The organism is Mammaliicoccus sp. FSL K6-3158 (genome assembly GCF_038005105.1).
Lineage (GTDB): Bacteria > Bacillota > Bacilli > Staphylococcales > Staphylococcaceae > Mammaliicoccus > Mammaliicoccus sciuri.
Genome location: NZ_JBBOSL010000001.1, coordinates 2,670,654 through 2,683,571, shown reverse-complemented (window position 1 = coordinate 2,683,571; position 12,918 = coordinate 2,670,654). Strand labels below are relative to the sequence as shown.

General features: G+C 46.4%; 1 protein-coding gene, 9 tRNA genes and 6 rRNA genes. All 16 read left to right on the top strand.

The window, feature by feature from the left end:
- The first annotated feature begins 28 nt into the window (after positions 1–28).
- The 16 genes from lysS to MHH94_RS13510 all read left to right on the top strand — a co-directional run bounded on the left by lysS (position 29) and on the right by MHH94_RS13510 (position 12,879).
- Positions 29–1,516 carry a lysine--tRNA ligase gene (lysS, locus tag MHH94_RS13585; RefSeq protein WP_025905552.1) on the top strand — a complete coding sequence of 496 codons (1,488 nt, stop codon included), beginning with the start codon at positions 29–31 and terminating at the stop codon, positions 1,514–1,516.
- A 283-nt stretch (positions 1,517–1,799) separates the two neighbouring features.
- Positions 1,800–1,914 (top strand): 5S ribosomal RNA (gene rrf, locus MHH94_RS13580).
- A gap of 13 nt (positions 1,915–1,927) precedes the next feature.
- Positions 1,928–2,003 (top strand) — tRNA-Val (locus tag MHH94_RS13575).
- Positions 2,004–2,008: 5 nt separating this feature from the next.
- A tRNA-Thr gene (locus tag MHH94_RS13570) sits at positions 2,009–2,084 on the top strand.
- 7 nt (positions 2,085–2,091) lie between these two features.
- A tRNA-Lys gene (locus MHH94_RS13565) sits at positions 2,092–2,167 on the top strand.
- A 34-nt stretch (positions 2,168–2,201) separates the two neighbouring features.
- A tRNA-Gly gene (locus MHH94_RS13560) sits at positions 2,202–2,276 on the top strand.
- A 15-nt stretch (positions 2,277–2,291) separates the two neighbouring features.
- Positions 2,292–2,380, top strand: a tRNA-Leu gene (locus MHH94_RS13555).
- 11 nt (positions 2,381–2,391) lie between these two features.
- Positions 2,392–2,468 (top strand) — tRNA-Arg (locus MHH94_RS13550).
- Between the two features lie 10 nt (positions 2,469–2,478).
- Positions 2,479–2,552, top strand: a tRNA-Pro gene (locus MHH94_RS13545).
- Positions 2,553–2,569: 17 nt separating this feature from the next.
- Positions 2,570–2,645 (top strand) — tRNA-Ala (locus MHH94_RS13540).
- Positions 2,646–2,779: 134 nt separating this feature from the next.
- Positions 2,780–4,332: ribosomal RNA gene (locus MHH94_RS13535) — 16S ribosomal RNA — on the top strand.
- 369 nt (positions 4,333–4,701) lie between these two features.
- Positions 4,702–7,628: ribosomal RNA gene (locus tag MHH94_RS13530) — 23S ribosomal RNA — on the top strand.
- A gap of 84 nt (positions 7,629–7,712) precedes the next feature.
- Positions 7,713–7,827: ribosomal RNA gene (rrf, locus tag MHH94_RS13525) — 5S ribosomal RNA — on the top strand.
- A 232-nt stretch (positions 7,828–8,059) separates the two neighbouring features.
- Positions 8,060–9,612, top strand: a 16S ribosomal RNA gene (locus tag MHH94_RS13520).
- 91 nt (positions 9,613–9,703) lie between these two features.
- Positions 9,704–9,780, top strand: a tRNA-Ile gene (locus MHH94_RS13515).
- A 172-nt stretch (positions 9,781–9,952) separates the two neighbouring features.
- Positions 9,953–12,879 (top strand): 23S ribosomal RNA (locus tag MHH94_RS13510).
- The 16S, 23S and 5S rRNA genes sit together here with 9 tRNA genes alongside, the layout of an rRNA operon.
- The last annotated feature ends 39 nt before the right edge of the window (positions 12,880–12,918 follow it).

Genomic DNA, 12,918 nt, shown 5'->3' with positions numbered 1-12,918 from the left:
GTGTAATTTAAATAAGGAGTGGAAAATCATGTCAGAAGAAATGAATGACCAAATGTTGGTTCGTAGAGAGAAATTACAAGAATTAAGAGATTTAGGTATCGATCCTTTCGGTAAGAAATTTGTCCGTAGTGGGGACTCTAAATCATTACACCAAGAATGGGACGAATTCAGTAAAGAAGAATTACATGATAAAGAAGACGAATCAGCTGTTGCTATCGCAGGTCGTTTAATGACTAAAAGAGGTAAAGGTAAAGCTGGATTTGCACATGTTAAAGATATTACTGGTCAAATTCAAATCTATGTTCGTAAAGACCAAGTAGGTGACGAACAATTTGAAATATGGAAGCATGCAGATTTAGGTGATATCGTAGGCGTAAAAGGTGTTATGTTTAAAACTAATACTGGAGAATTATCTGTTAAAGCGAAAGAATTTACTGTTTTAACAAAATCTTTACGTCCATTACCTGATAAATATCATGGTTTACAAGATATAGAACAACGTTACCGTCAACGTTACTTAGATTTAATTACAAGTGAAGAATCAACTAAAACATTCATTACAAGAAGTCAAATCATTCAAGAAATGAGAACTTACTTAAATAATAAAGGTTTCTTAGAAGTAGAAACACCAATGATGCACCAAATCGCAGGTGGCGCTTCAGCTCGTCCTTTTGTAACGCATCACAATGCGCTGGATGCTACTTTATACATGAGAATTGCAATTGAATTACACTTGAAACGATTAATCGTAGGTGGATTAGAGAAAGTATATGAAATTGGAAGAGTATTCCGTAATGAAGGTGTATCTACAAGACATAATCCTGAATTTACAATGATTGAATTATATGAAGCGTATGCTGATTACAATGACATTATGGATTTGACTGAATCTATGGTTGCAGCAATCGCTGAAAAAGTATTAGGTTCTACAACTGTACAATATGGCGAAGAATCTATAGATTTAGCTCCTAACTGGAGAAGATGGCATATGGTTGATGCTGTTAAAGAATATACTGGTGTAGATTTCTATGAAGTTAAAACTGATGAAGAAGCACATGCTTTAGCAAAAGAACATAATATAGAAGTAGAAGATCGTATGACATATGGTCATATTCTGAATGAATTCTTTGAACAAAGAGTCGAAGAGAAACTTATTCAACCTACATTTATTTATGGACATCCAATCGAAATATCACCATTAGCTAAGAAAAATCCTGAAGATCCAAGATTCACTGATAGATTCGAATTATTTATTGTTGGTAGAGAGCATGCAAATGCATTTACTGAATTAAATGATCCAATTGATCAACGTGAAAGATTTGAAGCACAAATGAAAGAAAAAGATCAAGGTAACGATGAAGCGCATGAAATGGATGATGACTTTATTGAAGCACTTGAATATGGTATGCCTCCAACAGGTGGTTTAGGAATAGGTATTGATAGATTAGTTATGCTATTAACAAACTCTGCTTCTATTAGAGATGTATTACTATTCCCTTATATGAGACAAAAATAAATGTAACTAAAAGCCGTACACAATTCCATATTGTGTGCGGTTTTCTACTTTTTGAAGGCTCCAAAATACGAATGATGAAGTTTTTAAAAGAAATGTAAACTTTTTTGTCTTAAAGTGTTGACGAGTGTTTCTAAATTGTGTATTATATAAAGGTCGCTGAAAACAAGCGCATATCAATTCGAGATGTTTGTAAAGAAAGTTAATAAGGTGTAAAATTTACTATTGAAAAGCCTTGATGAATTCTTTATAATATATAAGGTAAGACAAAAACGAAACAACATTGTCTGGTGGCGATAGCAAAGAGGTCACACCTGTTCCCATGCCGAACACAGAAGTTAAGCTCTTTAGCGCCGATGGTAGTTGGGCTTACGTTCCGCGAGAGTAGGACGTTGCCGGGCGATATTGTTAATTGGAGAATTAGCTCAGCTGGGAGAGCATCTGCCTTACAAGCAGAGGGTCGGCGGTTCGAACCCGTCATTCTCCACCATTTTTGCCGGCCTAGCTCAACTGGTAGAGCAACTGACTTGTAATCAGTAGGTTGGGGGTTCAAGTCCTCTGGCCGGCACCATGTTTTAGAGCCATTAGCTCAGTTGGTAGAGCATCTGACTTTTAATCAGAGGGTCAGAGGTTCGAATCCTCTATGGCTCACCATTTTAAATATACTATATATAAAAATAATTATTTAGCGGAAGTAGTTCAGCGGTAGAATACAACCTTGCCAAGGTTGGGGTCGCGGGTTCGAATCCCGTCTTCCGCTCCATTTTTATTTTTTCTTGCCGGGGTGGCGGAACTGGCAGACGCACAGGACTTAAAATCCTGCGGTAAGTGATTACCGTACCGGTTCGATTCCGGTCCTCGGCACCATTTTTGTTTTTGCGCCCGTAGCTCAATTGGATAGAGCGTTTGACTACGGATCAAGAGGCTAGGGGTTCGACTCCTCTCGGGCGCGCCATTTTAAATAACGGGAAGTAGCTCAGCTTGGTAGAGCACTTGGTTTGGGACCAAGGGGTCGCAGGTTCGAATCCTGTCTTCCCGACTTCTATTAATACTTATGGGGGCTTAGCTCAGATGGGAGAGCGCCTGCTTTGCACGCAGGAGGTCAGCGGTTCGATCCCGCTAGTCTCCACCATTTAAAAATAGATTATGAACATTGAAAACTGAATGACAATATGTCAACGTTAATTCCAATAATTGAGTACTAAAAGTACTTCAGATTGATTGGCTTAACCAATCAAAAATGAGCTTATCAAGCTTACTTCTTCTTTTATGGAGAGTTTGATCCTGGCTCAGGATGAACGCTGGCGGCGTGCCTAATACATGCAAGTCGAGCGAACAGATGAGAAGCTTGCTTCTCTGATGTTAGCGGCGGACGGGTGAGTAACACGTGGGTAACCTACCTATAAGACTGGGATAACTCCGGGAAACCGGGGCTAATACCGGATAATATTTTGAACCGCATGGTTCAATAGTGAAAGACGGTTTCGGCTGTCACTTATAGATGGACCCGCGCCGTATTAGCTAGTTGGTAAGGTAATGGCTTACCAAGGCGACGATACGTAGCCGACCTGAGAGGGTGATCGGCCACACTGGAACTGAGACACGGTCCAGACTCCTACGGGAGGCAGCAGTAGGGAATCTTCCGCAATGGGCGAAAGCCTGACGGAGCAACGCCGCGTGAGTGATGAAGGTCTTCGGATCGTAAAACTCTGTTGTTAGGGAAGAACAAATTTGTTAGTAACTGAACAAGTCTTGACGGTACCTAACCAGAAAGCCACGGCTAACTACGTGCCAGCAGCCGCGGTAATACGTAGGTGGCAAGCGTTATCCGGAATTATTGGGCGTAAAGCGCGCGTAGGCGGTTTCTTAAGTCTGATGTGAAAGCCCACGGCTCAACCGTGGAGGGTCATTGGAAACTGGGAAACTTGAGTGCAGAAGAGGAGAGTGGAATTCCATGTGTAGCGGTGAAATGCGCAGAGATATGGAGGAACACCAGTGGCGAAGGCGGCTCTCTGGTCTGTAACTGACGCTGATGTGCGAAAGCGTGGGGATCAAACAGGATTAGATACCCTGGTAGTCCACGCCGTAAACGATGAGTGCTAAGTGTTAGGGGGTTTCCGCCCCTTAGTGCTGCAGCTAACGCATTAAGCACTCCGCCTGGGGAGTACGACCGCAAGGTTGAAACTCAAAGGAATTGACGGGGACCCGCACAAGCGGTGGAGCATGTGGTTTAATTCGAAGCAACGCGAAGAACCTTACCAAATCTTGACATCCTTTGACCGCTCTAGAGATAGAGTCTTCCCCTTCGGGGGACAAAGTGACAGGTGGTGCATGGTTGTCGTCAGCTCGTGTCGTGAGATGTTGGGTTAAGTCCCGCAACGAGCGCAACCCTTAAGCTTAGTTGCCATCATTAAGTTGGGCACTCTAGGTTGACTGCCGGTGACAAACCGGAGGAAGGTGGGGATGACGTCAAATCATCATGCCCCTTATGATTTGGGCTACACACGTGCTACAATGGATAATACAAAGGGCAGCGAATCCGCGAGGCCAAGCAAATCCCATAAAATTATTCTCAGTTCGGATTGTAGTCTGCAACTCGACTACATGAAGCTGGAATCGCTAGTAATCGTAGATCAGCATGCTACGGTGAATACGTTCCCGGGTCTTGTACACACCGCCCGTCACACCACGAGAGTTTGTAACACCCGAAGCCGGTGGAGTAACCTTTTAGGAGCTAGCCGTCGAAGGTGGGACAAATGATTGGGGTGAAGTCGTAACAAGGTAGCCGTATCGGAAGGTGCGGCTGGATCACCTCCTTTCTAAGGATATTACGGAATGACCATTAGGTCATGGAATAACGGAGACATATTGTATTCAGTTTTGAATGTTTATAACATTCAACATTGCACATTGAAAACTAGATAAGTAAGCAATAGATTTTACCAAGCAAAAAACCGAGTGAATTTCTAACGAAATTCAACAAGCTTAATAATCGCGCGTCGTCTTTATAGACGACATCACAGATTAATAACTCGTAAAACTGGTAAACAAGCATCTCACTTAAAAGCGCCTGAAAGCGTTTGAAGGTGATGAGATGAAATGAATCACGAAGTGATGTTTACTTTTGTAAATGAACAAGAGATTCATGAATCAAGGAAAGATGCGAACGTTTGACCAAGCTTTTACACGATTAAGTTATTAAGGGCGCACGGTGGATGCCTTGGCACTAGAAGCCGAAGAAGGACGTTACTAACGACGATATGCTTTGGGGAGCTGTAAGTACGCTTTGATCCAGAGATTTCCGAATGGGGAAACCCAGCATGAGTTATGTCATGTTATCCGCATATGAATACATAGTATGTGAGAAGGCACACCCGGAGAACTGAAACATCTTAGTACCCGGAGGAAGAGAAAGAAAACTCGATTCCCTGAGTAGCGGCGAGCGAAACGGGAAGAGCCCAAACCAATAGGCTTGCCTATTGGGGTTGTAGGACACTCAATACGGAGTTACAAAGGAAATGATTAGACGAATGGTTTTGGAAAAGCCAACCATAGAAGGTAAAGGTCCTGTAGTCGAAAGTCATTTCTCTCCTGAGTGGATCCTGAGTACGGCGGAACACGTGAAATTCCGTCGGAATCTGGGAGGACCATCTCCCAAGGCTAAATACTCTCTAGTGACCGATAGTGAACCAGTACCGTGAGGGAAAGGTGAAAAGCACCCCGGAAGGGGAGTGAAATAGAACCTGAAACCGTGTGCTTACAAATAGTCAGAGCCCGTTAATGGGTGATGGCGTGCCTTTTGTAGAATGAACCGGCGAGTTACGATTTGATGCAAGGTTAAGCAGTAAATGTGGAGCCGTAGCGAAAGCGAGTCTGAATAGGGCGAATGAGTATCTGGTCGTAGACCCGAAACCAAGTGATCTACCCATGTCCAGGTTGAAGTTCAGGTAACACTGAATGGAGGACCGAACCGACTTACGTTGAAAAGTGAGCGGATGAGGTGTGGGTAGCGGAGAAATTCCAATCGAACTTGGAGATAGCTGGTTCTCTCCGAAATAGCTTTAGGGCTAGCCTCAAGTGATGATTATTGGAGGTAGAGCACTGTTTGGACGAGGGGCCCCTCTCGGGTTACCGAATTCAGACAAACTCCGAATGCCAAATAATTTAACTTGGGAGTCAGACTATGGGTGATAAGGTCCGTAGTCGAAAGGGAAACAGCCCAGACCACCAGCTAAGGTCCCAAAATATATGTTAAGTGGAAAAGGATGTGGCGTTGCCCAGACAACTAGGATGTTGGCTTAGAAGCAGCCATCATTTAAAGAGTGCGTAATAGCTCACTAGTCGAGTGACACTGCGCCGAAAATGTACCGGGGCTAAACATATTACCGAAGCTGTGGATTATCCGTAAGGATAATGGTAGGAGAGCGTTCTAAACGTGTCGAAGCATGATCGTAAGGACATGTGGAATGTTTAGAAGTGAGAATGCCGGTGTGAGTAGCGAAAGATGGGTGAGAATCCCATCCACCGATTGACTAAGGTTTCCAGAGGAAGGCTCGTCCGCTCTGGGTTAGTCGGGACCTAAGCCGAGGCCGATAGGCGTAGGCGATGGATAACAGGTAGATATTCCTGTACCACCTATGATTGTTTGAACGATGGGGGGACGCAGTAGGATAGGCGAAGCGTGCTGTTGGAGTGCACGTCCAAGCAATAAGACTGAGTGTTAGGCAAATCCGGCACTCGTAAGGTTGAGTTGTGATGGGGAGTTGGATCATGTATCCGACGAGTCGTTGATTTCACACTGCCAAGAAAAGCCTCTAGTTAGAAAATAGGTGCCCGTACCGCAAACCGACACAGGTAGTCAAGATGAGAATTCTAAGGTGAGCGAGCGAACTCTCGTTAAGGAACTCGGCAAAATGACCCCGTAACTTCGGGAGAAGGGGTGCTTTTTAGGGTGCAAGCCTTGAAGAGCCGCAGTGAATAGGCCCAAGCGACTGTTTATCAAAAACACAGGTCTCTGCTAAACCGTAAGGTGATGTATAGGGGCTGACGCCTGCCCGGTGCTGGAAGGTTAAGAGGAGTGGTTAGCTTCTGCGAAGCTACGAATCGAAGCCCCAGTAAACGGCGGCCGTAACTATAACGGTCCTAAGGTAGCGAAATTCCTTGTCGGGTAAGTTCCGACCCGCACGAAAGGCGTAACGATTTGGGCACTGTCTCAACGAGAGACTCGGTGAAATCATAGTACCTGTGAAGATGCAGGTTACCCGCGACAGGACGGAAAGACCCCGTGGAGCTTTACTGTAGCCTGATATTGAAATTTGGCACAGCTTGTACAGGATAGGTAGGAGCCTTTGAAACGTGAGCGCTAGCTTACGTGGAGGCGCTGGTGGGATACTACCCTGGCTGTGTTGACTTTCTAACCCGCACCATTTGATCATGGTGGGAGACAGTGTCAGGCGGGCAGTTTGACTGGGGCGGTCGCCTCCTAAAGAGTAACGGAGGCGCTCAAAGGTTCCCTCAGAATGGTTGGAAATCATTCGCAGAGTGTAAAGGCACAAGGGAGCTTGACTGCGAGACCTACAAGTCGAGCAGGGTCGAAAGACGGACTTAGTGATCCGGTGGTTCCGCATGGAAGGGCCATCGCTCAACGGATAAAAGCTACCCCGGGGATAACAGGCTTATCTCCCCCAAGAGTTCACATCGACGGGGAGGTTTGGCACCTCGATGTCGGCTCATCGCATCCTGGGGCTGTAGTCGGTCCCAAGGGTTGGGCTGTTCGCCCATTAAAGCGGTACGCGAGCTGGGTTCAGAACGTCGTGAGACAGTTCGGTCCCTATCCGTCGTGGGCGTAGGAAATTTGAGAGGAGCTGTCCTTAGTACGAGAGGACCGGGATGGACATACCTCTGGTGTACCAGTTGTCGCGCCAGCGGCATAGCTGGGTAGCTATGTATGGACGGGATAAGTGCTGAAAGCATCTAAGCATGAAGCCCCCCTCAAGATGAGATTTCCCAACTTCGGTTATAAGATCCCTCAAAGATGATGAGGTTAATAGGTTCGGGGTGTAAGCGCAGTAATGTGTGTAGCTGACGAATACTAATCGATCGAAGACTTAATCAAATTTTAAATCGGTTTTAGCCGTAAAATCTGCTTACTATCTAGTTTTGAATGTACAATACATTCATCATAAGTTATTACTATTTGTCTGGTGACGATAGCAAAGAGGTCACACCTGTTCCCATGCCGAACACAGAAGTTAAGCTCTTTAGCGCCGATGGTAGTTGGGCTTACGTTCCGCGAGAGTAGGACGTTGCCGGGCAAAATTCGATTTTGACCCTTGGGTCTTTTTTTCTTGAAATTTTCTTGAAAAATAAATTGAATTAAATGTTGACACAAGAATATAACAAGTGTATAATAGTTTCTTGTGAGACAAAATGAACATTGAAAACTGAATGACAATATGTCAACGTTAATTCCAATAATTGAGTACTGAAAGTACTTCAGAGTGATTGGCTTAACCAATCAAAAATGAGCTTATCAAGCTTACTTCTTTTATGGAGAGTTTGATCCTGGCTCAGGATGAACGCTGGCGGCGTGCCTAATACATGCAAGTCGAGCGAACAGATGAGAAGCTTGCTTCTCTGATGTTAGCGGCGGACGGGTGAGTAACACGTGGGTAACCTACCTATAAGACTGGGATAACTCCGGGAAACCGGGGCTAATACCGGATAATATTTTGAACCGCATGGTTCAATAGTGAAAGACGGTTTCGGCTGTCACTTATAGATGGACCCGCGCCGTATTAGCTAGTTGGTAAGGTAACGGCTTACCAAGGCGACGATACGTAGCCGACCTGAGAGGGTGATCGGCCACACTGGAACTGAGACACGGTCCAGACTCCTACGGGAGGCAGCAGTAGGGAATCTTCCGCAATGGGCGAAAGCCTGACGGAGCAACGCCGCGTGAGTGATGAAGGTCTTCGGATCGTAAAACTCTGTTGTTAGGGAAGAACAAATTTGTTAGTAACTGAACAAGTCTTGACGGTACCTAACCAGAAAGCCACGGCTAACTACGTGCCAGCAGCCGCGGTAATACGTAGGTGGCAAGCGTTATCCGGAATTATTGGGCGTAAAGCGCGCGTAGGCGGTTTCTTAAGTCTGATGTGAAAGCCCACGGCTCAACCGTGGAGGGTCATTGGAAACTGGGAAACTTGAGTGCAGAAGAGGAGAGTGGAATTCCATGTGTAGCGGTGAAATGCGCAGAGATATGGAGGAACACCAGTGGCGAAGGCGGCTCTCTGGTCTGTAACTGACGCTGATGTGCGAAAGCGTGGGGATCAAACAGGATTAGATACCCTGGTAGTCCACGCCGTAAACGATGAGTGCTAAGTGTTAGGGGGTTTCCGCCCCTTAGTGCTGCAGCTAACGCATTAAGCACTCCGCCTGGGGAGTACGACCGCAAGGTTGAAACTCAAAGGAATTGACGGGGACCCGCACAAGCGGTGGAGCATGTGGTTTAATTCGAAGCAACGCGAAGAACCTTACCAAATCTTGACATCCTTTGACCGCTCTAGAGATAGAGTCTTCCCCTTCGGGGGACAAAGTGACAGGTGGTGCATGGTTGTCGTCAGCTCGTGTCGTGAGATGTTGGGTTAAGTCCCGCAACGAGCGCAACCCTTAAGCTTAGTTGCCATCATTAAGTTGGGCACTCTAGGTTGACTGCCGGTGACAAACCGGAGGAAGGTGGGGATGACGTCAAATCATCATGCCCCTTATGATTTGGGCTACACACGTGCTACAATGGATAATACAAAGGGCAGCGAATCCGCGAGGCCAAGCAAATCCCATAAAATTATTCTCAGTTCGGATTGTAGTCTGCAACTCGACTACATGAAGCTGGAATCGCTAGTAATCGTAGATCAGCATGCTACGGTGAATACGTTCCCGGGTCTTGTACACACCGCCCGTCACACCACGAGAGTTTGTAACACCCGAAGCCGGTGGAGTAACCTTTTAGGAGCTAGCCGTCGAAGGTGGGACAAATGATTGGGGTGAAGTCGTAACAAGGTAGCCGTATCGGAAGGTGCGGCTGGATCACCTCCTTTCTAAGGATATTACGGAATGACCATTAGGTCATGGAATAACGGAGACATATTGTATTCAGTTTTGAATGTTTATAACATTCAACTTAAGAATGGGCCTATAGCTCAGCTGGTTAGAGCGCACGCCTGATAAGCGTGAGGTCGATGGTTCGAGTCCATTTAGGCCCACCATTTTTAATTGCACATTGAAAACTAGATAAGTAAGCAATAGATTTTACCAAGCAAAAAACCGAGTGAATTTCTAACGAAATTCAACAAGCTTAATAATCGCGCGTCGTCTTTATAGACGACATCACAGATTAATAACAGTTATTTTCTTAAACGTTATGTATAAGGAAATATAGATTAAGTTATTAAGGGCGCACGGTGGATGCCTTGGCACTAGAAGCCGAAGAAGGACGTTACTAACGACGATATGCTTTGGGGAGCTGTAAGTACGCTTTGATCCAGAGATTTCCGAATGGGGAAACCCAGCATGAGTTATGTCATGTTATCCGCATATGAATACATAGTATGTGAGAAGGCACACCCGGAGAACTGAAACATCTTAGTACCCGGAGGAAGAGAAAGAAAACTCGATTCCCTGAGTAGCGGCGAGCGAAACGGGAAGAGCCCAAACCAATAGGCTTGCCTATTGGGGTTGTAGGACACTCAATACGGAGTTACAAAGGAAATGATTAGACGAATGGTTTTGGAAAAGCCAACCATAGAAGGTAAAGGTCCTGTAGTCGAAAGTCATTTCTCTCCTGAGTGGATCCTGAGTACGGCGGAACACGTGAAATTCCGTCGGAATCTGGGAGGACCATCTCCCAAGGCTAAATACTCTCTAGTGACCGATAGTGAACCAGTACCGTGAGGGAAAGGTGAAAAGCACCCCGGAAGGGGAGTGAAATAGAACCTGAAACCGTGTGCTTACAAATAGTCAGAGCCCGTTAATGGGTGATGGCGTGCCTTTTGTAGAATGAACCGGCGAGTTACGATTTGATGCAAGGTTAAGCAGTAAATGTGGAGCCGTAGCGAAAGCGAGTCTGAATAGGGCGAATGAGTATCTGGTCGTAGACCCGAAACCAAGTGATCTACCCATGTCCAGGTTGAAGTTCAGGTAACACTGAATGGAGGACCGAACCGACTTACGTTGAAAAGTGAGCGGATGAGGTGTGGGTAGCGGAGAAATTCCAATCGAACTTGGAGATAGCTGGTTCTCTCCGAAATAGCTTTAGGGCTAGCCTCAAGTGATGATTATTGGAGGTAGAGCACTGTTTGGACGAGGGGCCCCTCTCGGGTTACCGAATTCAGACAAACTCCGAATGCCAAATAATTTAACTTGGGAGTCAGACTATGGGTGATAAGGTCCGTAGTCGAAAGGGAAACAGCCCAGACCACCAGCTAAGGTCCCAAAATATATGTTAAGTGGAAAAGGATGTGGCGTTGCCCAGACAACTAGGATGTTGGCTTAGAAGCAGCCATCATTTAAAGAGTGCGTAATAGCTCACTAGTCGAGTGACACTGCGCCGAAAATGTACCGGGGCTAAACATATTACCGAAGCTGTGGATTATCCGTAAGGATAATGGTAGGAGAGCGTTCTAAACGTGTCGAAGCATGATCGTAAGGACATGTGGAATGTTTAGAAGTGAGAATGCCGGTGTGAGTAGCGAAAGATGGGTGAGAATCCCATCCACCGATTGACTAAGGTTTCCAGAGGAAGGCTCGTCCGCTCTGGGTTAGTCGGGACCTAAGCCGAGGCCGATAGGCGTAGGCGATGGATAACAGGTAGATATTCCTGTACCACCTATGATTGTTTGAACGATGGGGGGACGCAGTAGGATAGGCGAAGCGTGCTGTTGGAGTGCACGTCCAAGCAATAAGACTGAGTGTTAGGCAAATCCGGCACTCGTAAGGTTGAGTTGTGATGGGGAGTTGGATCATGTATCCGACGAGTCGTTGATTTCACACTGCCAAGAAAAGCCTCTAGTTAGAAAATAGGTGCCCGTACCGCAAACCGACACAGGTAGTCAAGATGAGAATTCTAAGGTGAGCGAGCGAACTCTCGTTAAGGAACTCGGCAAAATGACCCCGTAACTTCGGGAGAAGGGGTGCTTTTTAGGGTGCAAGCCTTGAAGAGCCGCAGTGAATAGGCCCAAGCGACTGTTTATCAAAAACACAGGTCTCTGCTAAACCGTAAGGTGATGTATAGGGGCTGACGCCTGCCCGGTGCTGGAAGGTTAAGAGGAGTGGTTAGCTTCTGCGAAGCTACGAATCGAAGCCCCAGTAAACGGCGGCCGTAACTATAACGGTCCTAAGGTAGCGAAATTCCTTGTCGGGTAAGTTCCGACCCGCACGAAAGGCGTAACGATTTGGGCACTGTCTCAACGAGAGACTCGGTGAAATCATAGTACCTGTGAAGATGCAGGTTACCCGCGACAGGACGGAAAGACCCCGTGGAGCTTTACTGTAGCCTGATATTGAAATTTGGCACAGCTTGTACAGGATAGGTAGGAGCCTTTGAAACGTGAGCGCTAGCTTACGTGGAGGCGCTGGTGGGATACTACCCTGGCTGTGTTGACTTTCTAACCCGCACCATTTGATCATGGTGGGAGACAGTGTCAGGCGGGCAGTTTGACTGGGGCGGTCGCCTCCTAAAGAGTAACGGAGGCGCTCAAAGGTTCCCTCAGAATGGTTGGAAATCATTCGCAGAGTGTAAAGGCACAAGGGAGCTTGACTGCGAGACCTACAAGTCGAGCAGGGTCGAAAGACGGACTTAGTGATCCGGTGGTTCCGCATGGAAGGGCCATCGCTCAACGGATAAAAGCTACCCCGGGGATAACAGGCTTATCTCCCCCAAGAGTTCACATCGACGGGGAGGTTTGGCACCTCGATGTCGGCTCATCGCATCCTGGGGCTGTAGTCGGTCCCAAGGGTTGGGCTGTTCGCCCATTAAAGCGGTACGCGAGCTGGGTTCAGAACGTCGTGAGACAGTTCGGTCCCTATCCGTCGTGGGCGTAGGAAATTTGAGAGGAGCTGTCCTTAGTACGAGAGGACCGGGATGGACATACCTCTGGTGTACCAGTTGTCGCGCCAGCGGCATAGCTGGGTAGCTATGTATGGACGGGATAAGTGCTGAAAGCATCTAAGCATGAAGCCCCCCTCAAGATGAGATTTCCCAACTTCGGTTATAAGATCCCTCAAAGATGATGAGGTTAATAGGTTCGGGGTGTAAGCGCAGTAATGTGTGTAGCTGACGAATACTAATCGATCGAAGACTTAATCAAATTTTAAATCGGTTTTAGCCGTAAAATCTGCTTACTATC

Bases quoted from the DNA above. Each gene is read 5' to 3' on its own strand.
- lysS (WP_025905552.1), top strand. From the start codon at position 29: ATGTCAGAAGAAATGAATGACCAAATGTTGGTTCGTAGAGAGAAATTA.